The sequence below is a fragment of the Xanthomonas sp. NCPPB 901 genome (assembly GCF_056725085.1).
Genome location: NZ_CM161511.1, coordinates 2,799,534 through 2,823,491, shown reverse-complemented (window position 1 = coordinate 2,823,491; position 23,958 = coordinate 2,799,534). Strand labels below are relative to the sequence as shown.

At 68.9% G+C, this 23,958-nt stretch carries 20 protein-coding genes and 3 tRNA genes; 17 read left to right on the top strand and 6 right to left on the bottom strand.

Annotation, left to right across the window (positions count from 1 at the left end; genetic code table 11):
- Positions 1–44 precede the first annotated feature (44 nt).
- The 14 genes from ftsH to AC1PME_RS11720 all read left to right on the top strand — a co-directional run bounded on the left by ftsH (position 45) and on the right by AC1PME_RS11720 (position 14,552).
- Positions 45–1,979, top strand: a complete 1,935-nt coding sequence (gene ftsH, locus AC1PME_RS11785) for an ATP-dependent zinc metalloprotease FtsH (RefSeq protein WP_254458203.1) — start codon at positions 45–47, stop codon at positions 1,977–1,979.
- A gap of 269 nt (positions 1,980–2,248) precedes the next feature.
- On the top strand, positions 2,249–3,154 hold the full coding sequence (folP, locus tag AC1PME_RS11780; RefSeq protein WP_481095975.1) for a dihydropteroate synthase: 906 nt from the start codon (positions 2,249–2,251) through the stop codon (positions 3,152–3,154).
- Positions 3,154–4,104 carry a tRNA (adenosine(37)-N6)-dimethylallyltransferase MiaA gene (gene miaA, locus AC1PME_RS11775; protein WP_481095974.1) on the top strand — a complete coding sequence of 317 codons (951 nt, stop codon included), beginning with the start codon at positions 3,154–3,156 and terminating at the stop codon, positions 4,102–4,104. Before folP ends, miaA begins: the two co-directional genes overlap by 1 nt.
- Positions 4,105–4,223: 119 nt before the next feature.
- Positions 4,224–4,499 carry an RNA chaperone Hfq gene (gene hfq, locus AC1PME_RS11770; protein WP_010341316.1) on the top strand — a complete coding sequence of 92 codons (276 nt, stop codon included), beginning with the start codon at positions 4,224–4,226 and terminating at the stop codon, positions 4,497–4,499.
- A gap of 26 nt (positions 4,500–4,525) precedes the next feature.
- Entirely contained in the window at positions 4,526–5,851 is a 1,326-nt protein-coding gene (gene hflX / locus AC1PME_RS11765; protein ID WP_481095973.1) for a ribosome rescue GTPase HflX, read from the top strand.
- A 136-nt stretch (positions 5,852–5,987) separates the two neighbouring features.
- Entirely contained in the window at positions 5,988–6,482 is a 495-nt protein-coding gene (locus tag AC1PME_RS11760; protein WP_254458199.1) for a CinA family protein, read from the top strand.
- A 34-nt stretch (positions 6,483–6,516) separates the two neighbouring features.
- Positions 6,517–8,193, top strand: coding sequence for an ABC1 kinase family protein (locus AC1PME_RS11755; protein WP_254461416.1), 1,677 nt, complete (start codon positions 6,517–6,519; stop codon positions 8,191–8,193).
- Between the two features lie 338 nt (positions 8,194–8,531).
- A complete protein-coding gene (gene lexA / locus AC1PME_RS11750) occupies positions 8,532–9,167 on the top strand; it encodes a transcriptional repressor LexA (protein WP_254458198.1) in 636 nt (211 codons plus the stop codon).
- A gap of 196 nt (positions 9,168–9,363) precedes the next feature.
- Positions 9,364–10,401 carry a recombinase RecA gene (gene recA / locus AC1PME_RS11745; RefSeq protein WP_254458197.1) on the top strand — a complete coding sequence of 346 codons (1,038 nt, stop codon included), beginning with the start codon at positions 9,364–9,366 and terminating at the stop codon, positions 10,399–10,401.
- 117 nt (positions 10,402–10,518) lie between these two features.
- Complete coding sequence (recX, locus tag AC1PME_RS11740; protein WP_307550808.1) at positions 10,519–11,010, top strand: recombination regulator RecX; 492 nt, start codon at positions 10,519–10,521, stop codon at positions 11,008–11,010.
- 106 nt (positions 11,011–11,116) lie between these two features.
- Complete coding sequence (gene alaS / locus AC1PME_RS11735) at positions 11,117–13,768, top strand: alanine--tRNA ligase (RefSeq protein WP_254458195.1); 2,652 nt, start codon at positions 11,117–11,119, stop codon at positions 13,766–13,768.
- Positions 13,769–13,904: 136 nt separating this feature from the next.
- Positions 13,905–14,117, top strand: coding sequence for a carbon storage regulator CsrA (gene csrA, locus AC1PME_RS11730; protein ID WP_254458194.1), 213 nt, complete (start codon positions 13,905–13,907; stop codon positions 14,115–14,117).
- A gap of 81 nt (positions 14,118–14,198) precedes the next feature.
- Positions 14,199–14,291: transfer RNA gene (locus AC1PME_RS11725), tRNA-Ser, on the top strand.
- Between the two features lie 81 nt (positions 14,292–14,372).
- Positions 14,373–14,552 carry a DUF6538 domain-containing protein gene (locus tag AC1PME_RS11720; protein WP_481098104.1) on the top strand — a complete coding sequence of 60 codons (180 nt, stop codon included), beginning with the start codon at positions 14,373–14,375 and terminating at the stop codon, positions 14,550–14,552.
- 778 nt (positions 14,553–15,330) lie between these two features.
- Here the strand turns inward: AC1PME_RS11720 and AC1PME_RS11715 are convergent.
- The 4 genes from AC1PME_RS11715 to AC1PME_RS11700 form a co-directional block, all read right to left on the bottom strand.
- Positions 15,331–15,501: a CsbD family protein gene (locus AC1PME_RS11715; RefSeq protein WP_254458192.1), complete on the bottom strand. Its 171-nt coding sequence runs from the start codon at positions 15,499–15,501 to the stop codon at positions 15,331–15,333.
- Between the two features lie 142 nt (positions 15,502–15,643).
- A complete protein-coding gene (locus AC1PME_RS11710; RefSeq protein ID WP_481098103.1) occupies positions 15,644–16,195 on the bottom strand; it encodes a CPBP family intramembrane glutamic endopeptidase in 552 nt (183 codons plus the stop codon).
- 803 nt (positions 16,196–16,998) lie between these two features.
- A complete protein-coding gene (gene glgX / locus AC1PME_RS11705; protein ID WP_481095972.1) occupies positions 16,999–19,134 on the bottom strand; it encodes a glycogen debranching protein GlgX in 2,136 nt (711 codons plus the stop codon).
- Between the two features lie 233 nt (positions 19,135–19,367).
- Positions 19,368–20,069 (bottom strand): pirin family protein, encoded by a 702-nt coding sequence (locus AC1PME_RS11700; RefSeq protein ID WP_254458190.1) that lies wholly within the window; start codon positions 20,067–20,069, stop codon positions 19,368–19,370.
- 141 nt (positions 20,070–20,210) lie between these two features.
- Here AC1PME_RS11700 and AC1PME_RS11695 point away from each other — a divergent pair, with 141 nt between their 5' ends.
- The 3 genes from AC1PME_RS11695 (at position 20,211) to AC1PME_RS11685 (ending at position 23,397) form a co-directional block, all read left to right on the top strand.
- Positions 20,211–21,146, top strand: coding sequence for a LysR substrate-binding domain-containing protein (locus AC1PME_RS11695; RefSeq protein WP_254458189.1), 936 nt, complete (start codon positions 20,211–20,213; stop codon positions 21,144–21,146).
- 338 nt (positions 21,147–21,484) lie between these two features.
- Positions 21,485–22,474, top strand: coding sequence for a DedA family protein/thiosulfate sulfurtransferase GlpE (locus AC1PME_RS11690; protein ID WP_481095971.1), 990 nt, complete (start codon positions 21,485–21,487; stop codon positions 22,472–22,474).
- Positions 22,475–22,524: 50 nt separating this feature from the next.
- Positions 22,525–23,397, top strand: coding sequence for a hypothetical protein (locus AC1PME_RS11685; RefSeq protein WP_481095970.1), 873 nt, complete (start codon positions 22,525–22,527; stop codon positions 23,395–23,397).
- A gap of 177 nt (positions 23,398–23,574) precedes the next feature.
- Here AC1PME_RS11685 and AC1PME_RS11680 read toward each other — a convergent pair.
- Positions 23,575–23,651 (bottom strand) — tRNA-Arg (locus AC1PME_RS11680).
- A 169-nt stretch (positions 23,652–23,820) separates the two neighbouring features.
- Positions 23,821–23,897, bottom strand: a tRNA-Arg gene (locus AC1PME_RS11675).
- Positions 23,898–23,958: the final 61 nt, after the last annotated feature.

Sequence of the window (23,958 nt, the reverse complement as noted above, 5' to 3'; positions counted from 1 at the left end):
CCACGCATCGAGACAGAGTTGAAGGGACACCGGAGCCAATGAGGATGAACGACTTGACCAAGAATCTGCTGTTGTGGGTAGTCGTCGCCGTCGTGCTGATGGTGGTGTTCCAGAGCTTCTCGCCGCGGCTCGCCGGCGGCCAGGGCAGCGACACCGTGACCTACTCCCAGTTCCTGAAGGACGTGGACGCCGGGCGGGTGAAGTCGGTCGATTTCACCGACGCCACCAACCTGTCGGTCAACGCGATTCGCTTCAAGCGCGCCGACGGCAGCGAGGGCACGGTCTATGGCCCGAGCGACGACAAGCTGATCGACGTGCTGTACAGCAAGAACGTGGACATCACCCGGCAGAAGCCCGACAACGGGCCGAGCTTCTGGTCGTTGGTGCTGAACTTCCTGCCGGTCATCCTGATCATCGGCTTCTGGCTGTTCATCATGCGCCAGATGCAGGGCGGTGGCGGCGGCGCCAAGGGGGCGATGTCCTTCGGCAAGTCGCGCGCCAAGCTGCAGGGCGAGGACCAGGTCAAGATCACCTTCGCCGACGTCGCCGGTTGCGACGAGGCCAAGGAGGAGGTCGGCGAACTGGTCGACTTCCTGCGCGACCCGACCAAGTTCACCAAGCTCGGCGGCAAGATCCCGCGCGGCGTGCTGATGGTCGGCCCGCCCGGCACCGGCAAGACGCTGCTGGCCAAGGCCATCGCCGGCGAGGCCAAGGTGCCGTTCTTCAGCATCTCCGGTTCGGACTTCGTGGAAATGTTCGTCGGCGTCGGCGCCAGCCGCGTGCGCGACATGTTCGAGCAGGCCAAGAAGCACGCGCCGTGCATCATCTTCATCGACGAAATCGATGCGGTCGGCCGCCACCGCGGCGCCGGCCTGGGCGGCGGCCACGACGAGCGCGAGCAGACCCTCAACCAGTTGCTGGTGGAGATGGACGGCTTCGAAGGCGGCGAGGGCGTGATCGTGATCGCTGCGACCAACCGCCCCGACGTGCTGGATCCGGCGCTGCTGCGTCCGGGCCGCTTCGACCGCCAGGTCGTGGTCGGCCTGCCGGACGTGCGCGGCCGCGAGCAGATCCTCAAGGTGCACATGCGCAAGCTGCCGCTGGCCGACGACATCGAGCCGATGGTGATCGCGCGCGGTACCCCGGGCTTCTCCGGTGCCGACCTGGCCAACCTGTGCAACGAGGCGGCGCTGTTCGCCGCGCGCGAATCGGTCAAGGAAGTGCGCATGGACCACTTCGACCGCGCCCGCGACAAGATCCTGATGGGCGCCGAGCGCCGCTCGATGGCGATGAGCGAGGACGAGAAGACGCTGACCGCCTACCACGAGGCCGGCCACGCCATCGTCGGCCGCCTGGTGCCCGAGCACGACCCGGTCTACAAGGTGACCATCATTCCGCGCGGCCGCGCGCTGGGCGTGACCATGTACCTGCCGGAGGGCGACAAGTACTCGATGAACCGCGTGGCGATCGAGTCGCAGCTGTGCTCGCTGTACGGCGGCCGCGTCGCCGAGGAACTGATCTTCGGCACCGACAAGGTCACCACCGGCGCCTCCAACGACATCGAACGCGCGACCAAGATGGCGCGCAACATGGTCACCAAGTGGGGCCTGTCCGACGAGCTGGGGCCGATCGCCTACGGCGAGGAGGACGATGAGGTGTTCCTGGGCCGCTCGGTGACCCAGCACAAGAGCGTCTCCGACGACACCGCGCGGCGCATCGACGAGGTGGTGCGCTCGATCCTCGACAAGGCGTATGCGAAGACCACGCAGATCCTCACCGAGAACCTGGACAAGCTGCACACCATGTCGCAGTTGCTGCTGCAGTACGAGACCATCGACGCGCCGCAGATCGACGCGATCATGGAAGGCCGCGATCCGCCGCCGCCGATGGGCTGGAACAGGTCCGGCAAGGACGGCGGCAACGACAAGGGCAATTCGCGGCCGCTGCCGCCGATCGCCGGGCCTGCCGAGCAGGTGTAATCCCGGCGCGGTCACGCGGAGACAGAAAGCCAGGGAGCGATCCCTGGCTTTTTTTATCGGCGCCGGCCTGCCCCTGGCGGTGCCAGGCTCGTCGCCGCGCCACGGGTGGGCGACAATGCCCGCTTCGCTGTCGGCACGAGGCCGGTCGATGCGCGCGTCCTGCGGATCGCTGCAGCGTCGGTCCCGGCGCCGTCGTCCAGGGCGGCGCCATCGCCGCGCTCGCCGAGCCGCTTCGCCGCCTGCCGCGGCCACCACCAGGAGACCCGCCGATGTTCGACACCTCGCCCAGCCTGCAGTGCGGCGCTCGCCGGCTTTCGCTCGATCGTCCGCAGGTGATGGGCATCGTCAACGTCACTCCGGATTCGTTCTCCGATGGCGGCGCCCACGCCAGCGTGGAGGCGGCGGTGGCGCATGGCCTGCGCTTGGCCGAGGAGGGCGCCGACCTGCTCGACATCGGCGGCGAATCGACCCGTCCGGGCGCGACCCCGGTGTCGGTGGAGGAGGAACTGCGGCGGGTGATCCCGGTGATCGAGCGGCTGGCCGCGCAGACCGCGTTGCCGCTGAGTGTGGACACCTTCAAGCCGGAGGTGATGCGTGCCGCAGTCGCCGCCGGTGCCGGCATGATCAACGACGTGCAGGCGCTGCGGCAGCCCGGCGCGCTGGACGCGGCCGCCGAACTGGGCGTGCCGGTGGTGCTGATGCACATGCCCGGCGACCCCTATGCCGCCGGCAGCGCGCCCGGCTACGACGACGTGGTCGGCGAGGTGCACCGGTTCCTGGCCGAGCGGATCTTCGCCGCGGAGATGGCCGGCATCGACAAGCGGCGCATTCTGGTCGATCCGGGTTTCGGCTTCGGCAAGAGCACGGCCGACAATCTGCAGCTGTTGGCGCAGTTGCGACGGCTGGTCGGGTTGGGCGTGCCGGTGCTGGCCGGGCTGTCGCGCAAGCGCAGCATCGGCGAGCTGACCGGGCGCCAGGCGCCGGAGCAGCGTGTGGCCGGCTCGGTGGCCGCGCACCTGCTGGCCGCGCAGCGCGGCGCGGCGCTGCTGCGCGTGCACGACGTGGCCGCCACCGTCGACGCGCTGAAGGTCTGGCAGGCGTTGCAGGCGGTGCCGGTGCCGCGCGCCGCCAACGCGTCCGCTGCGGCGACGATCCGCTGGCCGGACGAGGACTGATGGCGGCCGACCGGCGCCCGCGCGCGATCGCGCTGATGGGCCCGACCGCCTCGGGCAAGACCGCCGCGGCGATCGCCCTGGCCGAACGCTGCGGCGGCGAGATCGTCAGCGTCGATTCGGCGCTGGTCTACCGCGGCCTGGACATCGGCGCGGCCAAACCGGATGCGGCCGAGCGCACGCGGGTGCCGCACCACCTGCTGGACCTGCGCGATCCCTGGCAGTCCTATTCGGCGGCCGAGTTCGCCGCCGACGCGCGCGCCGCGCTGGCCGCGATCGTCGCCCGCGGGCGCCTGCCGATCCTGGCCGGCGGCACCGGGCTGTACTTCCAGGCGTTGCTGGAGGGGCTGGCGCCGATGCCGGCGGCCGACCCGCAGCTGCGCGCGGCGCTGGCCGCGCAAGCGCAGGCCGAAGGCTGGGCGGCGCTGCACGCGGAACTGCAGCGGGTCGATCCGCTGGCTGCCCAGCGCATCCGTCCGGGCGATGCCCAGCGCATCCAGCGGGCGCTGGAGGTGTACCGGCTCAGCGGGCGGCCGATCAGCGCCTGGCAGGCGCAGCCCGGTCCGCCGCGGTTGCCGCTGCGGGTACTGAAGCTGGTGCTGGCGCCGGCCGAGCGCGCCGTGCTGCACGAGCGCATCGAAGCCCGCTTCGATGCGATGCTAGGGCAGGGCTTCCTCGACGAGGTGCGCGCCCTGCGCGCGCTGCCGGAGATGCGGGCGGTGGCGCAGCCGCTGGCGCTGCCGGCGGTGCGCGCGGTCGGCTATCGCCAGGCCTGGGAGTACCTGGAGGGCGCCGGCGACGCGGCGGACTTCCGCGCCCGCGCCATCGCCGCCACCCGCCAGTTGGCCAAGCGCCAGCTCACCTGGCTGCGCGGCGAGCAGGACGCGCGCTGGTTCGACCCGGCGCGAGACGCCGGGCGCCTGCAGGCGGCCGTGGATGCCTTCTTGGGCTGATCCGGACGCCGGCTGCGCTGTGTTGGGGCCCGCGGGCGTGTAACATCGGCGTTCCGGACCGCGGCAGGGGAGCTGGAGTGCCGACCCGGACAATAAAAACAATAATTTGGGAGTCAAGCATGTCCAAGGGGCAATCCTTGCAGGATCCTTTCCTCAACGCGCTGCGGCGCGAACGGGTGCCTGTCTCGGTGTATCTGGTCAACGGCATCAAGTTGCAGGGCACGATCGAGTCGTTCGATCAGTTCGTGGTGCTGCTGCGCAATACCGTGAGCCAGATGGTCTACAAACACGCCATTTCCACCGTGGTGCCGGCGCGCAACGTGCGCGTGGGGCCGGGCGGCGGTTATGTGCAGCAGAACGAAGGTGGCAGTGCGGGTGATGACGAAGTCGAGTAGTTCGGTGGTAAAGCGCGGAGCCGCGGGTGTTTGATCGGTCGCGCCGCGGCGAGCACGCACTGCTGATCCAGCCCTACGCGGGTGGTCCGTTGGAAGACGATGTGCTGGAGGAGTTCGCCGACCTGGCGCGCTCGGCCGGCGCCAGCATCGCCGCCACCGTGACCGCGCGCATCGACAAGCCGAGTCCGGCGACGCTGATCGGCAGCGGCAAGCTGGAGGAGGTCAAGGCCGCCGCCGATGCCAGCGGCGCCGATCTGGTCCTGGTCAACCACGCGCTCAGCCCCGGCCAGGAACGCAACCTGGAGAAATACCTGGAGCGGCGCGTGATCGACCGCACCGGGCTGATCCTGGACATCTTCGCCCAGCGCGCGCGCAGCCACGAAGGCAAGCTGCAGGTCGAACTGGCCCAGTTGCGGCACATGGCCACGCGGCTGGTGCGCGGCTGGACCCACCTGGAGCGCCAGCGCGGCGGTTCGATCGGCCTGCGCGGTCCTGGCGAAACCCAGCTGGAAACCGACCGCCGCCTGCTGCAGAAGCGGGTGGAGCAGTTGCAGAAGCGGCTGGAGAAGGTCGAGGTCCAGCACACCCAGATGCGCCGCGCGCGGGTGCGCAGCGAACTGCCGCGGATCGCGGTGGTGGGCTACACCAACGCCGGCAAGTCGACCCTGTTCAATGCGCTGACCGGCGCCCAGGCCTACGCCGCCGACCAGCTGTTCGCGACCCTGGATCCGACCGTGCGGCGCATCGCCCTGCCTGGCGGCAACGCCATGCTGGCCGATACCGTCGGCTTCGTGCGCAACCTGCCGCACGAGCTGGTGGCGGCGTTCCGTTCGACCCTGTCCGAGGCGCGCGAGGCCGATCTGCTGCTGCACGTGGTCGACGCCGCCGATCCGCTGCGCGAGGAGCGCATCGCCCAGGTCGACGAGGTGCTGCACGCGGTCGGCGCCGGCGAACTGCCGCAGTTGCTGGTATTCAACAAGATCGACCGCATCGACGGCGCCGAAGTGCGCCACGACGCGCAGGACGGCGTGCCGGACGCGGCGCGGCGCGAACGGGTGTGGATCTCCGCCCGCGACGGTCGCGGCCTGGACCTGTTGCAGCACGTGCTCGGCCAGCGCCTGGGGCTGCGCCACGTGCAGGGCAGCCTGCGCCTGCCGCCGGATGCCGGACGCCTGCGCTCGCAGTTGCATCAGTTGCAGGTGATCCGCAGCGAGCAGGCCGACGAGGACGGCTGGCTGCTGCAGGTGGACATCCCGATCACCGAGGCCGAGCGCCTGGCCGCCGCGGCCGACGGCGCGCCGATCCGCGCGCTGCTGCCGCCGCGCGAGCGCGAGGAGTGGCAGCAGCGCTAGCCGCATCGCGTCGCCGATGCGGCGCCTGCGCGCGCCCGCGGTGCCGTGGCTGACGGCCGGCCATCGGCCGGCGCGCGCAGGCGCGACAGCCACGGCGAATTGGGCTACAAAGCGCATTGGTTTCCCGAGCTGTGCCATGACGCTTCCCACCGATTCGGATCTGTTGCAACAGGCCACCGCGCTCAGCGAGCGCTTGCGCACCGCGCGCGAGCGCCTGGTCACCGCCGAAAGCTGCAGCGGCGGTTGGATCGCCAAGGTGATGACCGACGTCGCCGGGTCCTCGGCCTGGTTCGACTGCGGCATCGTCGCCTACAGCTACGAGGCCAAGCAGGCGCTGCTGGGCGTGCGCCCGCAGACGCTGGAGCATCACGGCGCGGTCAGCCGCGAGACGGTGATCGAGATGGTCTCCGGCGCGCTGGTCAACTCCGGCGCCAGCGTCGCGGTCGCGGTGACCGGCATCGCCGGCCCCGGCGGCGGCTCCCCGGACAAGCCGGTCGGCAGCGTCTGGCTGGGCTGGAAGCGCCGCGGCGGTTATGCCAGCGCGCAGTTGTTCCACTTCCCGGGCGATCGCGACGCGGTGCGCCGGCAGACCGTGGCCGCCGCCCTGCGCGGCCTGGCCGCGCTGCTGTGATCGTGGCCGCGCGCCTTCCCCGAGGATGAGCGCGATGTGGGAGGCGCTGAGCACCGTCCGCGACCTGGGACGCCTGCAGGAAATCGCCTCGGTGCTGATCCGCTACGGGTTCGGCGACGTGGTCCGGCGCATCGGCATGGCCGACGTGCTGGAGCGCGCCGGCCGCCTGCTGCATTGGCACAACGCCGAGGAGATGCTGCGCATGTCGGCGCCGCAGCGGGTGCGGCGCGCGCTGCAGGATCTCGGCCCGACCTTCGTCAAGCTCGGCCAGGTGCTGGCCACCCGCGTGGACCTGTTGCCGCCAGAGTGGACCGACGAACTGGGCGAACTGCAGAACGCCGCGCCGGCATTGGACTACGCGCAGATCCTGCCGCAACTGATCGAGGCGCTTGGCGAGGCGCCGACGGCGATCTTCGCCGAGGTCGAGGAGGCGCCGCTGGCCGCCGCCTCGCTGGCGCAGACCCACCGCGCCTGGCTGCACGACGGCACCGCGGTGGTGATCAAGGTGCGCCGCCCCGGCATCCGCGAGGTGATCGAGGCCGACCTGCGGCTGCTGGCGCGGCTGGCCGAGATCGTCGAAGCGCGCGCGGCGGACCTGAAGCGCTACCACCCGGCCGCGGTGGTGCACCAGTTCACCCTGTCGCTGCGCCGCGAGCTGGACTTCGCCGGCGAGGGCCGCAACGCCGAGCGCATCGCCGCCAACTTCCAGGGCCACGACGAGATCGTGATCCCGCGGGTGCACTGGCAGTGGACCTGCGAGACGCTGAACGTGCAGGACTTCGTCGCCGGCATCGGCGGCCGCGACCTGGCCGGGGTCGAGGCCGCCGGCCTGGACCGGCGCCGGCTGGCGCGCACCGGTGCCGACATCGTGCTGAAGATGGTGCTGGAGGACGGCTGTTTCCACGCCGATCCGCATCCGGGCAACATCTTCTACCTGCCCGGCGAACGCATCGCGGTGATCGACTTCGGCATGGTCGGGCGCATTTCCGAGCAGCGCCGCTACCAGGTGGTGCAACTGCTGCACGGGCTGGTCACCCAGGACGCCGAGGCGGTCGCCGACATCCTGCTGGAGTGGACCGACGGCGAGGTCGAGGTCGACGAGGCGCACCTGCAACTGGAGATCGCCGCCTTCGTCGATCAGTACCGCGGCGTGCCGCTGAAGGACCTGCGCGTGGGCGCGATGCTCGGCGAGGTCACCGCGCTGCTGCGCCAGCACGCGCTGGCCCTGCCGGCCGACCTGGCGCTGATGATCAAGACCTTCCTGACCCTGGAAGGGGTCGGGCGCCAGCTCGATCCGGACTTCGACATGGCCGGCGCCGCCGCTCCGTACCTGGAGCGGGTGATGCTGCAGCGGTTCGCGCCGCGGGCGATGGCCCGGCGCGGCCGCCGCACCGTGCTGGGCGCGCTGGAACTGCTCGGCGACCTGCCGCGCGATGCCCGCCGCCTGCTGCAGGCGGCGCGGCGCGGGCGGTTGCAGTTGAACGTGGAGACGGGCTCGCTGAAGGGCTTCGGCGACCAGGTCAACCGCGCCGCCAACCGCCTGACCATGGGCATCGTCACCGCCGCGCTGATCATCGGCTCGTCGATCGTGATGAACAGCGTCGGTGGCATTTCCAGCCGCTGGCTGCTGGCGATCGGCGTCTGCGGCTTCATCGGCGCGGCGCTGTCGGGCGTGTGGATCCTGTTCTCGATCTGGCGCAGCGGGCGCTGAGCGTGGCGGGCGCCTTCGGGCATAGTCCGCCGCAGGCGTCGAGGGGTCTGTTGGCCCAGGCATCGCCCCGCTTCCACAGGAGCGCCGGCGCACACGTTCTCCTCTGTGGGAGGGGCTTCAGCCCCGACGCGACGTACCCAAACCGTGCGGCACACATCGCTCTGACGTTCTGTAACGCCCTGGGAGGACGCGAGAGGCCGCGACGCACCTATCGATGATAGGCGGCCATCGCAGGCTGTCGTGCGGCCCAGCCGAATAGGCCGGCGATGCTGTCCGCCGGCACCCTCGATCCACACATCAGTTGCTCGTCAGTCGATTTAGTAGTATTACTACTAACCATGGACCTGACCGAAACCCAGCAGGCGATCCTCGACCTGATCGCCGAGCGCATCGAACACGATGGCGTGCCGCCGTCGCAGACCGAGATTGCCCGCGCCTTCGGCTTCAAGGGCGTGCGCGCGGCCCAGTACCACCTGGAAGCGCTGGAACAGGCCGGGGCGATCCGCCGCGTGCCCGGGCAGGCGCGCGGCATCCGCCTGCTCGGCGGGGCGGCGGCGCCGGCGCCAGCGGCGCAGGTGGACAGCGCCGACGTGCTGCGCCTGCCGGTGCTCGGACGCGTCGCCGCTGGTCTGCCGATCGGCGCGGACATCGGCTCCGACGACTTCGTGGTGCTGGATCGGGTGTTCTTCTCGCCGGCCCCGGACTACCTGCTGAAGGTGCAGGGCGACTCCATGCGCGACGAAGGCATCTTCGACGGCGACCTGATCGGCGTACACCGCACCCGCGATGCGCGTTCCGGGCAGATCGTGGTGGCGCGCATCGACGAGGAGATCACCGTCAAGCTGCTGAAGATCGGCAAGGACCGCATCCGCCTGCTGCCGCGCAACCCGGACTACGCGCCGATCGAAGTCCTGCCGGACCAGGAGTTCGCCATCGAAGGCCTGTACTGCGGGCTGCTGCGGCCTAACCGCTGATGCCGCGTCCGCAGCAAGGCATGCACTACAGCGCCGGCCGGACTTTTCCGACCCCAGACATCGCCATTCGCCGCTGCCGTTGCCCGGTCCGGACGAATTATTTTCATCTCGCCACGCACTGTCTCAGTCCGTGCGATACCAGGCCCTTACATTGACCTCACTCCGCAAATCCTCCTCACCTTCCAAGGACACCACAATGGACGAGAACAAGAAGCGCGCGCTTGCTGCCGCCCTGAGCCAGATCGAGAAGCAGTTCGGCAAGGGCTCGGTGATGCGGATGGGCGATCGCGTCATCGAAGCGGTGGAAGTGATTCCGACCGGCTCGCTGATGCTGGACATCGCGCTGGGCATCGGCGGCCTGCCGAAGGGCCGCGTGGTCGAGATCTACGGTCCGGAATCCTCGGGCAAGACCACCCTGACCCTGCAGGCCATCGCCCAGTGCCAGAAGAACGGCGGCACCGCCGCGTTCATCGACGCCGAGCATGCGCTGGACCCGATCTACGCCGCCAAGCTGGGCGTCAACGTCGACGAGCTGTTGCTGTCGCAGCCGGACACCGGCGAGCAGGCGCTGGAAATCGCCGACATGCTGGTGCGTTCCGGTTCGGTGGACATTGTGGTGGTCGACTCGGTCGCCGCGCTGACCCCGAAGGCCGAAATCGAGGGCGAGATGGGCGACCAGTTGCCGGGCCTGCAGGCGCGCCTGATGAGCCAGGCGCTGCGCAAGCTCACCGGCAACATCAAGCGCTCCAACACCCTGGTGGTGTTCATCAACCAGTTGCGCATGAAGATCGGCGTGATGATGCCGGGCCAGAGCCCGGAAACCACCACCGGCGGCAATGCGCTGAAGTTCTATGCCTCGGTGCGCCTGGACATCCGCCGCATCGGCGCGATCAAGAAGGGCGACGAGATCATCGGCAACCAGACCAAGATCAAGGTCGTCAAGAACAAGCTGGCGCCTCCGTTCAAGCAGGTCATCACCGAAATCCTCTACGGCGAAGGCATCAGCCGCGAGGGCGAACTGATCGACATGGGCGTGGAAGCAAAGCTGGTCGAGAAGGCCGGTGCCTGGTACAGCTACGGCAGCGAGCGCATCGGCCAGGGCAAGGACAACGCCCGCGGTTACCTGCGCGACAACCCGCAGGTCGCGGCCAAGCTGGAAGGCGAGCTGCGCGAGAAGTTCCAGCCCACGGAAATCGCCCCCAGCGAGGCCGAGGCGGAAGACGACGACGCGTAATGGTTTTCTGCCGGGGGAGCGGTGGAGTCAGTGCCGCTCGTCTCCCTCGGCAGTCTTGAGCAAGCCAGGAGGGCGCGCGCCAGGGACGGCGCATTTCGAGAGTAGGGTGGCTGGCGCATGAGCGACGAACACGCGCAGGAACCACGCCGGCGTCGCCGGCAAGCGGAGCAGACGCCGCTGCAGAAAGCGCTGGGCCTGCTGGTGCGGCGCGAGCATTCGCGCAAGGAACTGACCCGCAAGCTGCGTGCGCGTGGGGTGGAGGCCGAGGCCGCCGCAGCGGCGGTGGAGCGCCTGAGCGACGAGGGCTGGCAGGACGATGGCCGTTTCGCCGAACTGCTGGTGCGCAGCCGCGCCGGAGCAGGTTACGGCCCTTTGCATATCCGCGCCGAACTCGGCACCCACGGCCTGGACAGCGAGGCCATCGCCACCGCGATGGGGGCCTTCGAGGGCGATTGGACCGAAAACGCCCGCGATCTGGTCCGGCGTCGCTTCGGCGCTGCCGGGGCGATGGACCTGCCGCAGCGGCGCAAGGCCGCCGATCTGCTGGCGCGGCGCGGCTTCGACGGGGACAGCATCCGCGCCGCAGTGCGCGACGCTGCGGAGGACTGAGCGGGCCGGGCCTGCTACCCTTGGCGGGTTGTCTTGTCCGGTTTCCTTGGCGCCCTCACTTATGAGGGAGCTCCAGGAAGCCCGTCCGCTCGTCTATAGCCAGCCCATGAACGCACCCGCCAAATTCTCCACCTCCCAGATCCGTAGCGACTTCCTCGATTTCTTCAAGGGGAAGGGCCATACCATCGTGCCGTCCGCGCCGCTGGTGCCCGGCAACGATCCGACGCTGCTGTTCACCAACTCCGGCATGGTGCAGTTCAAGGACGTGTTCCTGGGCGCCGAGAAGCGTAGCTACGTGCGTGCGGCGGACGTGCAGCGCTGTCTGCGCGCCGGCGGCAAGCACAACGACCTCGATTCGGTCGGCTATACCGCACGTCATCACACCTTCTTCGAAATGCTCGGCAACTGGTCGTTCGGCGACTACTTCAAGAAGGACGCCATTGCCTGGGCCTGGGAGCTGCTGACCCAGGTCTGGAAGCTGCCGGCCGAGCGCCTGCTGGTCACCGTCTACCACACCGACGACGAGGCCTATGCATTGTGGCGCGACATGATCGGCGTTCCCGCCGAGCGCATCGTGCGCATCGGCGACAACAAGGGCGCGCCCTACGCCTCGGACAACTTCTGGCAGATGGCCGACACCGGTCCCTGCGGCCCGTGCACCGAGATCTTCTACGACCACGGCGCGCACATCGCCGGCGGTCCGCCGGGATCGCCCGACGAGGACGGCGACCGCTTCATCGAGATCTGGAATCTGGTGTTCATGCAGTTCGACCGCCAGCCAGACGGCACCCTGGTGCCGCTGCCGGCGCCTTGCGTGGACACCGGCATGGGCCTGGAACGCCTGGCGGCGATCCTGCAGCACGTGCACACCAACTACGAGATCGACCTGTTCCAGACGCTGATTCGCAAGGCGTCCGAGCTGACCGGCACCGCCGACCTGGAAAACAAGTCGCTGCGCGTGATCGCCGACCATATCCGCGCCTGCGCGTTCCTGATCGTCGACGGCGTGCTGCCGTCCAACGAAGGCCGCGGCTACGTGCTGCGCCGGATCATCCGCCGCGCCCTGCGCCATGGCTGGATGCTCGGCGTGCGCCAGCCGTTCTTCAGCAAGCTGGTGCCGACCCTGGTGGAGCTGATGGGCGAGGCCTATCCGGAACTGGCCGCGGCCCAGGACACCGTCCTGCGTGCCCTGCAGGCCGAGGAGGAGCGTTTCGCCGAAACCCTCGATGCCGGCATGAAGATCTTCGAGGACGTCGCCGCCAAGGCGCGGGATGGGGTGATCGCCGGCGAAGACGCCTTCCGCCTCTACGACACCTACGGCTTCCCGCTGGACCTGACCCAGGACATCGCCCGCGAGCGCGCCTTGCGCGTGGACGAGCAGGGCTTCGAGACGGCGATGGACGAGCAGCGCCGGCGTGCGCGCGAAGCCGGCAAGTTCGGCGGCGGCGTGCAGCTGCCGGCGGACCTGGTGGCGACCCTGGCCCCAACCGTGTTCCTGGGCTACGACAGCCTGCAGGCCGATGGCCTGCGCGTGGTCGCCCTGCTCAAGGACGGTCGCCCGGTGCAGTCGGCCCAGGCCGGCGACGCGGTGATCGTGTTGACCGACAAGACCCCGTTCTATGCCGAATCCGGCGGCCAGGTCGGCGATCTCGGCACATTGACCGCCGCCGGCACCCGCCTGGCGGTCACCGACACGCAGAAATTCGCCGGCCAGTTCCATGGCCATGTCGGCACGCTGGAAGAAGGCAGCCTGAAGATCGGCGACGTGCTCGCCGGCCAGGTCGATGCCGAACGTCGCGGCGCCACCATCCTCAACCATTCGGCGACGCACCTGCTGCATGCGGCCCTGCGCGAGGTGTTGGGCACCCACGTGCAGCAGAAGGGCTCGCTGGTGGCGCCGGACCGCCTGCGCTTCGACTTCTCGCACTTCCAGCCGATCGGGGCCGAGGAACTGGCGCTGATCGAGCGCAAGGTCAATCAACAGGTCCGCGCCAACAATGCCGCCGAAGTGCATCAGATGGGCATGCAGGAAGCGCTGGATTTCGGGGCGATGGCGCTGTTCGGCGAGAAGTACGGCGAGCGCGTGCGCGTGCTCAAGATGGGCGACTATTCCACCGAACTGTGCGGCGGCACGCATGTCGGCCGAACCGGCGACATTGGCCTGTTCAAGATCACCAGCGAGGGCGGCGTGTCGGCCGGCGTGCGCCGCATCGAGGCGGTGACCGGGCAGGGCGCGCTGGACTACGTGGCGGCCGAAGAGGCCCGGCTGCGCGAGGCGGCCGATCTGGTCGGCGGCAACAGCCATGACGTGGTCGACAAGATCCGCCAGCTCGGCGACCGCTACAAGCGCATGGAGCGGGAACTGGAGGCGCTGAAGGCCAAGCTGGCGTCCGGCGCCACCGCCGACCTGGCCGGATCGGCGGTCGACGTTGCCGGCGTGAAGGTCCTCGCGGTGCGGCTGGAAGGCTTCGACGCCAAGGCCCTGCGCGACGCGATGGACCGCCTGAAGCAGCAACTGGGCGACAGCGTGATCGTGTTGGCCGGCGCCAGCGAGGGCAAGGTCGCCCTGGTCGCCGGCGTGAACGGCAGCCCAATGGGACGGGTCAAGGCCGGGGAACTGTTGAGCCACATCGCCGGTCAGATCTCGGGCAAGGGCGGCGGCCGCCCGGATCTCGCCCAGGGTGGTGGCGAGGACGGGCCCGCCCTTGCTCCTGCGCTCGCGGGCGTCCCCGCCTGGGTCAAGCAACATCTCCCCTGAACATCAAAGCCGCGCGCCTTGCTGGCAAGGCGCGGCTTCCCGTAACATCACCCCTCTTTTCACTTTCATTATGAGGCGTGCCGCAGTGCGGGCGCCGTGCCGGTGAGACCCACCGGTTCCCTGGAGAATTTTAAAAATGTTGATCCTGACTCGCCGGGTAGGCGAAACCTTGATGATCGGCGATTCGGTCACCGTGACGGTGCTTGGGGTCAAGGGCAATCAAGTGCGTATCGGCATCACTGCGCCGAAGGACGTCGCGGTGCATCGCGAGGAGATCTACCAGCGCATCCAGCGCGGTGACGAGCCCAGCTCGCACGGCGGCGGTCACGGCGATCAATCTGCCGATTGATGCGCGGAAAGGGTTTACCTGAGGCCCCATAACCCGGTATTCTTCGCGCCCGGTCGCGGAATATCCGCAGCGCATAAATCCGGAGTGATGCCCGAGTGGCTGAAGGGGCTCCCCTGCTAAGGGAGTATAGGGTCAAAAGCTCTATCGAGGGTTCGAATCCCTCTCACTCCGCCAGTGTCAAAGAAACGCCCGCAAATCAACGATTTGTGGGCGTTTTTCTTTTTCGCCACCTTGGACACTCGCTTGGACACTTCCATGCGAGTAGCGCACTCCCTCACGCGCGGCGAGACCGGCCGCTACTACGTTCGTTTGCGCGTTCCTGCTGACCTGCAGGCACGCTTCGGGCGCAAGGTGATCAAGCGCAGTGCCGGCACGACGTGCGATCGCGCCATGCGTGCGATGCGCTGCTGCTTGCGGTGCCTCAAGCCTTCGTAGCGCATCAGGCATCAGGAACGGCCGCCAGGGTCGGCGCTGGAGGAGCTGGTGAGGAGTCGGAGGGCAGGTCATCGCTTGATGAGTTCTGGCCTCAAGCGCGTGAAGCGCTCAGGTGCAGCCTTGTGCGGGTCATTGGAGAGACGAGGCCAAGGATCTGTCGCTGTTTCGGCAACTGACCACAGCGTGCAGCCGTGCAGCGATATCGGAGAGACGTAGGTGAAGCGCGTCGCTCAGCGCCAGCGCGGCGTCCAGTGTTTGGATCGCGGCGGGGGCCGTCCGCAGTCCATCGCGCCTTGGCGAAACATCCACCAATGCGGGCGCGTCGCGAGCGCCAGCATGGCGGTGTGTGCATGGAATGGCGCCACCTCGCGTGGGCTGGCATGCAGCATGCAGTTCCAACACAGCACTATCGGCTAGATCACATCCGCACCGACCTGCTAGGGCGATACACAGCTGCTTCCGAGCGCAGTCGAGCCCGCAATGCGCGGTGCCTCATAGCGCTGCCGACACGGCCCATGAGCATAGGAGCGGCAAGCGACTTCAGGACGTTCTGATGTCTGATCGCCATGCACGTCGTCGACTGGACGTTGCGACACAGCGGATTGAACGCGGCAGTGATTGCGATGCCGCGTTCGATTCACAACCAATTCCAAGACGTGTGCGACTCCTGAGAATCTATGGCGCCGGGCGAATCGGCAGATCAGCGCGTCGGCAACGTGCCAGTCGTTCCCAGAAGCTCCCCGGCCCTGGAAGGCAAGGGAGCACGAAGGCCTGAAACTCAGCCGCGCGCGTGGTCGCGCGCCTTGCCCACTTCGCTTTGTACCTTGCCGGCATTCTTCTGCAACTTGCCTTCGACTTCCTTCATCTTGTTGCCGGTGACCTTGCCGGCGACTTCCTTGATGGTGCCCTTGATCTGGTTCTTGGCGCCTTCGGTGCGATTCTTGTCCATCGTTGACTCCGCAGTAGGGATGCCCTCAAGTGGGCATCGCCAAGCTGCGCGCCGGCCGGTGGCGCGCGAGTGAAAATTGGGTGGACTCGCATGCGCCATTTAGGCGGCGGACGGGTTGCGCGCCGACGCTTGCGCTGCGCGTTCAGTACCAGCCGAGATACAGGGTGGCTACGCCCCAGGTGTCGATCAGGCCGTGCGCGAGGATCATCGCCCACAGGTTGCGCCTGGAACGCAGATAGGCATAGCCGAACAGCATGCCGACCACGCCGGTCAGCAGGATGCCGGAGGCGCCTTGCGCGGCGTGCATCAGGCCGAACACCACGCCGCCGGCCAGCGCGGCGATCCAGCGGCCGCCGCGCAGGCGCCCGAGCAGCGCATCGAGTTGGTGCATCAGGAAGGCACGGAACACCAGTTCTTCGCCGAGCGCCGCGCTCAGCCATGCCGCGCCGATCAAATGGGTCGTGGCCTGGACGTTGCCCTTGAGCGCGCCGTAGGCGCTGTAGTCGGTCTTGTGCCCGGTGAGGGTGTCGATCAGCGGCTGCAGCACCGGCGTGATGCAGCCGATCGTCAACAGCACCAGCAGCGCCGTCCAGCCCAGCAGTGCGCCGACGCGCGGTCGCTGCACGCCGCAGGCTGCGAGCGTGCGCGTCTCCAGCCACACCAGCGCCAGCCCGAGCAGGCCGACGACGGGCATGCGCCAGGGGAACGGCAGCCAGGGATAGGACGCCAGCACGAGGATCGCCGCGCTCAGCGCGATGCGCAGCAGTGGATGGCGCATCACGGAGATGCCGGGAGTCGCGTGGATGGTGCCTTGGGTCGAGTGGTGCATGCCGGGCGGTGCGATGAGTGGACGCTCAGCGTAGCGAGCTGCCACGCTCGGGCACCGTGCCAAAGGCCATGCAGGCCATGTGCACTGCAGGACGCGGTTGCCGGTCTGCAGGCTGCGAAGATGACGCGCTGATTCGCCAAGCGGGGTTGCGACCGATCTGTGCGTGGCCGCGCGCGCTGCAATCGGTACGCGCGTCTTTGCTGGTGCCTAGTCTCGCCGCCAGGTCCTGTCCGAGCATCACTGCATTCGCATTCGTGGTCTCGTATCGGAGGTTGTCTGGCGATTGCTGCGAGGGAGCGTCAGGTCGAGTGCGACACGCTCGCGCGGTGAAGACATCGCTCCATCACTCCTGTTCGCTTGCTCATGTCTGCGCGCGACCTTCCGTAGAAGCCGGATGCCACGATTGAACGCATGCAAAAGCGGCGGTCGATGTCGTCAGTCGGTGCGTTTGCGCGGGCAGGGCAGGCTTGTGGACCTACCGACACCACTGCGCATCGCGTCGCACGCATTACCTTGCTCGCAGCAAGAGTGCCAGCGACGCCATATGCCTATCCCCCCGCGCGCGCGTGCTGTCAGCGCACGAGAGCACGCCCCCGCGCGTCGCCAACACCTGATTGCTGGCGACGCGCGATATCGTCCGCTGTCGAGCGTGCGGTGGTGTGCGCCCGTTAAGCGCCCGGCGCCTGGCACTCGAACACGCTGACGCTGCGCGGCGGCGCCAGGAACTCGCTGGCGTCAGTCGGCATGCTGTCGACCTGCAGCGCGTCGTCGGTGGACAGCACCAGCTTCCAGTGCAGTTGCTCCTCGGAGGAGGGCAGCACGAAGCTCACGCCTTCGTGGTAGGCATTGATGACGATCAGCAAGGTGGCGTCGTTGGCCAGTTCCTTGACGCCTGAGGTCTGCGCCTTACCTTCCAGCAACAGGCCGACCGAGCGTGCGCCGGCATCGGTCCAGTGCGCCTCGTCCATCTCGGTGCCGCCGGGATTGAGCCAGGTGAGGTCGCGCACGCCGGCTTCCTCGTTGTACTGGCCGTTGAGGAAGCGGCCGCGGGTGAGGATGGGATAGCGTCGGCGCAGCGCGCTCAGCGCCTTGACGAAGGCGGTGAGGCGGCCCTCGGTCGGGTCGCGCTTCCAGTCGATCCAGGTGATCTCGTTGTCCTGGCAATAGGTGTTGTTGTTGCCGCCCTGGGTCTGCGCGCGCTCGTCGCCGGCCAGCAGCATCGGCGTGCCCTGCGACAGCAGCAGCGTCGCCAGCAGGTTCTTCATCTGCCGCTCGCGCAGTTGCAGGATGCCGGCGTCCTCGGTGTCCCCCTCGGCGCCGTAGTTGCACGAGCTGTCGTGGTCGGAGCCGTCGCGGTTGTCCTCGCCGTTGGCGTCGTTGTGCTTGCCGTTGTAGCTGACCAGGTCGTGCAGGGTGAAGCCGTCGTGCGCGGTGATGAAGTTCACCGAGGCCCACGGCCGCCGCCCGCGCCGGTCGAACAGGTCGGCCGAGCCGGTGAAGCGGGTGGCGAACTCGGCGAGCTTGCCCTCGTCGCCCTTCCAGAACGCGCGGGCGTTGTCGCGGAACTTGTCGTTCCACTCCGACCAGCCCGGCGGGAAGTGTCCGACCTGGTAGCCGCCGGGACCGCAGTCCCAGGGCTCGGCGATCAGCTTGACCTGCGACAGCAACGGATCCTGATTGCAGGCGTCGAGGAAGCCGCCGCGCTGGTCGAAGCCGGTCGGCTCGCGGCCGAGGATGGTGGCCAGATCGAAGCGGAAGCCGTCCACGTGCATCTCGCCTGCCCAATAGCGCAGCGAGTCGTTGACGAACTGGATCACCCGCGAATTGCTCAGGTTGAGCGTGTTGCCGGTGCCGGTGTCGTTGATGTAGTAGCGCTTGTCCTCGGCCAGGCGGTAGTAGCTGGCGTTGTCGATGCCGCGGAAGGACAGGGTGGGGCCCAGTTCGCTGCCTTCGGCGGTGTGGTTGTAGACCACGTCGAGGATCACTTCCAGGCCCTGGCGGTGCATGGCCTTGACCATGTCGCGGAACTCGTCGCGGTGGCCGCTGGCCAGGTAGCGCGACTTGATCGCGAAGAAGCCGAGCGTGTTGTAGCCCCAGTAGTTGCGCAGGTCCTTGTCGAGCAGGTGCTGGTCGTCGAGATAGGCGTGGACCGGCAGCAGTTCCACCGCGCTGACGCCCAGTTCCTTGATGTAGCGCAGCACCGCTTCCTGGGCCAGTCCGGCACAGGTGCCGCGCAGCTCCTCCGGCACCTGCGGGTGGCGCATGGTGTAGCCGCGCACGTGGGTTTCGTAGACCAGGGTCTGGTTCCACGGCGTGAGCAGGCGCACGTCGTCCTCCCAGTCATAGGTGTCCTCGACCACCACGCACTTGGGCATGAACGGCGCGCTGTCGCGTTCGTCGAAGCTGAGGTCTCCGTCCGGATGGCCGACGGTGTAGCCGTACAGCTCGTCGGCCCAGATCAGGTCGCCCTCGAGTTCGCGCGCATAGGGGTCGAGCAGCAGCTTGTTGGGATTGAAGCGATGGCCTTCGCTGGGCGCGTACGGGCCGTGCACGCGGTAGCCGTAGCGCTGGCCCGGCTTCACGTCGGGCAGGTAGCCGTGCCAGATTTCGTTGGTGTACTCGGGCAGGTCCAGCCGCGTCTCGGTGCCGGCCTCGTCGAACAGGCACAGCTCCACGCGGGTGGCATGCGCCGAGAACAGGGCGAAGTTGGTGCCCTGTCCATCGAACACGGCGCCGCGCGGAAAGGGACGCCCTTCGCGGATGCGCGAGGGGGTGGCATAGGCGGCGCTGGTGGGGTGGCGCATCGGCAGGCTCTCGGCCGGCATGCCGGCAGTAGGGGAGGGAGAGCGGAAGCATTGACGCGGAGGCCGTGCAGGACGCGTTACGGGGTGCCGAGGGTGGCGTGAGGACGCGAGCGCGACCTGCAGCCGATGCAGCGACCCGCGCGGCGACGCCATGGCGCCGTGGCGTGGGCAGGTGGCGCGCGCCCCATCCGCCCGGTCCGGGATGGCCCCGGGCGCGACGTTGCCCGACGCACTCAGCGCGGCAGGTCGAACAGCAGGAACTCGCTGTCCTGGGCGTCGGCGAACTGCAGGCTGGCCTCGTCGACCGCCTGGAGGGCGTCGCCGGCCTGCAGGGTCTGGCCGTTGACGCTCAGCGTGCCGCGCACCACCTGCACATAGGCGCCGCGCCCGGCCGCCAGCGGATAGTCCAGGCGCGCATCGCCGTCGAGGATCGAGGCGTAGATGCGCGCGTCCTGGTGGATGCGCACCGCGCCGTCCTCGCCCTGCGGGGCGGCGATCAGGCGCAACTGGCCGCGCTTGCTGTCCGGGGTGAAGTGCTTTTCCTCGTAGCCCGGCGCGATCCCGGCGCGCTCGGGCAGCACCCAGATCTGCAGGAAGTGCACCGGCGCGCTGGCGGAGTGGTTGAACTCGCTGTGGGTGACCCCGGAGCCGGCGCTCATGCGCTGTACGTCGCCGTAGCGCAGCACCGAGCCGTTGCCCATGCTGTCCTTGTGCTCGAGCGCGCCATCGACCACGTAGGACAGGATCTCCATATCGCGATGGGCGTGGGTGCCGAAGCCCTCGCCGGGCTGCACGCGGTCTTCGTTGATCACCCGCAGCGGCCCGAAGCCCATGTGGCGCGGGTCGTGGTAGTGGCCGAAGGAGAAGGTGTGGCGCGAGGACAGCCAGCCGTGTTCGGCGCGGCCACGGGTATTGGCGGGGCGGATCTGCAACATGGGAGGCTCCTTGGTGGCTTGGATATGCAAGTGAATCGAAAAGGGCCGAATCGGCGCGCGCTTCGGATTGGAGACAAGTATCGGCGCTGTCGCCGGGTTTGAAAAACGGATAGATTCGGCATCCATCATCGAAAAATTCGAATGCTCAAGCTCAGTCTCGATGCCCTGCAGATCCTCGACGCCATCGACCGTCGCGGCTCGTTCTCGGCCGCCGGCAAGGCCTTGCACAAGGTGCCCTCGACCATTTCCTACACGGTCGCCAAGCTCGAGGAGGACCTGGGCGTACAGTTGTTCGAGCGCCTGGGGCCGAAGGCGGTACCGACCGCCGCGGGCGCCGAGCTGCTGCGCGAAGGCCGGCACCTGCTGCGCGCGGCCGGCGACCTGGAGCTGCGCGTGCGCCGCGTCGCCTCCGGCTGGGAGACCGAGTTCGCGCTGGGCCTGGATGCGGTGTTCGCGCCGGAATGCCTGGCGCAGGACATGGCGGCGTTCTACGCGGTTGCCGATTGCACCCGGCTGCGGGTGGTGCAGGAATCGCTGTCCGGCACGTGGGAGGCGCTGCTGGACCGGCGGGTGGATCTGCTGGTCGGTGCGGCTGGCGAGGGCCCCAGCGGCGGCGGCTACGTGGCCGAGCCGCTCGGCTCGCTGCCGTTCGTGTTCGCGGTCGCGCCCGGGCACCCGCTGGCGCAGGCGCCGGAACCGCTGAGCCGCAGCCAGTTGAGCGCGCACCGCGCGATCGCCGTGGCCGATTCGGCGCGGCGGCTGCTGCCGCGCACCGTCGGGCTGCTGTTCGGCCAGGACGCGCTGACCGTGCCGGACATGCGCAGCAAGTATCGGCTGCAGCTGGCCGGGCTCGGTTTCGGCTTCCTGCCCGAGCCCTATGCGCGGGCGGCGCTGGCGCGCGGTGCGCTGGTGCGCAAGACGGTGGAGGAGCCGAAGCCGGACGAGGTGTTCCAACTGGCCTGGCGCAGCGGCGAGGAGGGCGCGGCGCTGGCCTGGTGGCGCGCGCGGATGCGCCAGCCGGGGGTGTTCGCGGCGTGGCTGGCGCAGATGGCGCTACGGCTGGACGAGGGCGTGTGATGCCGGTCGGCACGACGGCGGCCTGGTCGTCGGCAGGGCGTTGCGGCACGGCGGCCACCGCGGCCTTGGCTGGTTGCGTACAGCGTCGTCTCGGTGCATGGCGGGCCGCTTGTCCGCAGGTGGGCCGTGCGTTGCGTCGTACCGGCGCCATGCGGTTTGCAGGGGTGCCGGTCCCTTGGTTGCGCACCGCCGGTGCCTTCGCCGCGTCGCGCTGCATGCGCTGCGCGCGGCGATGGATGGGTCTGTTCCGCCAGTGATGCCGTGGCACCCACGCGCGCCGCGGGTGCCGGGAGGATAATGCGCGGCATCCCCTTCCTCTTCTCTGCGCCCGGCATGCCATGCAGGACCTGATTGCGCGCTACGGACTCGGGCTGGTCTTCGTCAACGTGCTGGCCTTGTCGCTGGGCTTGCCGGTGCCGGCGCTGCCCACGCTGATCCTGGTCGGTGCGACCTATGCGCTGCTCGACGGGTCGGCGATGTGGGGTGCGCTGCTCGGCGCGTGGTCGGTGTCGATCGCGGCCAGCCTGGTCGGCGACCTGCTGTGGTTCGGCGCCGGCCGCCGCTATGGCACGCGCACGCTGCAGTCGCTGTGCCGGCTGTCGTTGTCGCGCGATACCTGCATGAAGCGCACCGAGCGCTTCTATGCGCGCTGGGGCGTGCGCGTGCTGGCGGTGGCCAAGTTCGTGCCCGGGTTGTCGATGGTGTCGGTGCCGATGGCCGGCGCGATGCGCACGCGGCCGGCGGCCTTCCTGCGCTACGACGCGCTGGGGGCGGCGCTGTGGGCCGGCGGCGGATTGTTGCTGGGCCTGTGCTTCGCCGACCAGGTGCAGTCCCTGCTGGACTGGCTGAGCCTGCTCGGCCGGCGTGCGGCGCTGCTGCTGCTCGGCCTGCTGGCGCTGTACGTGGGCTACCGCGCCTGGCGCCGGCATACGCTGCGCCAGGCGATGGAGACCCTGCGCATCGACGTCGACGAACTGCATGCGCTGCTGCAGGGCGAGACGCCGCCGCTGCTGCTGGACATTCGCGCCCCGGGCTATCGCGGGCTGGAGCCGTATGCGATCCCCGGCGCGCTGGAAGTGGACGATCGCCAGGTCGACGCGCTCGTCGAGCGCTTGCCGCGCGACCGCAGGATCGTCATCTATTGCGCCTGCCCGAACGAGGTCTCGGCCGCGGTGCTGGCCAAGCGCCTGCGCCAGCACCAGTTCCAGGACGTGCTGCCGCTGCGCGGTGGCCTGGATGCGTGGCGGGCGGCGGGCCATCCGCTGGTCGCGCTGGATGCTGGCAGCTCCGCGCCCCCGCCGTCATCGGGACGTCGGATCGCGGCCTGAGCCTGCCGCGCGGCGGCGCCTGGTTGCGGCATGCCGTCGCCCGCTGCGGCTTGTTCGCCTGTCCCGGATCGGCATACGCTGCGTCATCGAAGCAGGGATTGCAGGCAAGGAGCGCAGCGATGCGAGCGAGGCTGTGGGGACTGATTGCCGTCGGGCTGTTGCTGGCGCCGGCGTACGGCACGGCGCAGGCCGGGGGTGCGGCCGCCGCCGGGCCTGCGGCATGCGTCCCGGTCAACAATGTCGACAGCTGCTGGGAAGATGGCGTCGCGGCGGAGCGGCGCAAGGACGGCGCTGCCGCCTTGGCCGCCTACGTGCGCTCCTGCGATGCCGGTCTCCAGCAGGGTGGTTGCTACGAGGCCGGCAAGCGCTATCTGCTCGATCCTGCGGTGCGCGACGGCGCTGCCGCGGAACCCCGCCTGCGCGCCGTGTGCGATTCCGACGATGTCGGCCTGGGGCCGTATGCCTGCAAGTATCTGGGCCTGCTGTATCGCGACGGGATCGGCGTGGCGCCGCAGCCGGCGTTGGCGGTGTCGCGGTTCGCGCGCGCCTGCTTCCTGCACAATGCCGCGCCGTTCATCGATGGCGAGGGCTGTGCACTGCTCGCCGAACGTGTGCTGGCCGCAGACGATCCCTCGCAATCCGGCACGCCCTGGCCGCGCGACTACGTCGCCTACCTTGCCTATGCCATGGGCTGTACCGATGGCATGCCGGCGCAATGCGGCAAGGCCCAGGCGCTGTACGCGCGCGCCGTCGCCGGCGAGGCCACCTGGTTGGCGCGCTGCGAGGACGTGATGGGCGGGCGTGTGCCCGCCGGCACCTGTCCCTTGCTGGCCGATCCCGCCGTCGCCCGCGGCGCGGACGCGCGACAGGCGGTGCGCCGCACCCTGGTCGACCTGTTTCGCGAGGCGACCGGCCAGCGTTGAGCATTGCCGTCGGTGGAGTGGGGGAGCTGGTGCGCACGTCGCCGAAGCGTGCCGCGTTGCGCCGCAGCGCCATGGCGTGGCGCACGAGGTCGCCGCGCAGCGTGGCGTGGCGTGTGCGTTCGCCGGCACGCAGGCAAAAAAAAACGACAAGCGCTGGCTTGTCGTTTTTGATCTGACTGGTGCGCCCGGAGAGATTCGAACTCCCGACCGCCTGGTTCGTAGCCAGGTACTCTATCCAACTGAGCTACGGGCGCGTTGTCAGGCGCGGGATTATTCACGAGTTGCGGCGATTCGTCTACACCTGCGTGTCGTCCGCATGGCATTGGAGGGCGAGTGCGCCATCGCGTGCTGCCGGCAGCGATCGCATCGCGGCGCCAGGGCAAAAAAAAACGACAAGCGCTGGCTTGTCGTTTTTCATCTGACTGGTGCGCCCGGAGAGATTCGAACTCCCGACCGCCTGGTTCGTAGCCAGGTACTCTATCCAACTGAGCTACGGGCGCGTCGTCAGGAGCGGAATTATGCGGGAGTCGATCTGGCCCGTCAATGCTCTTTCCCAAAAAA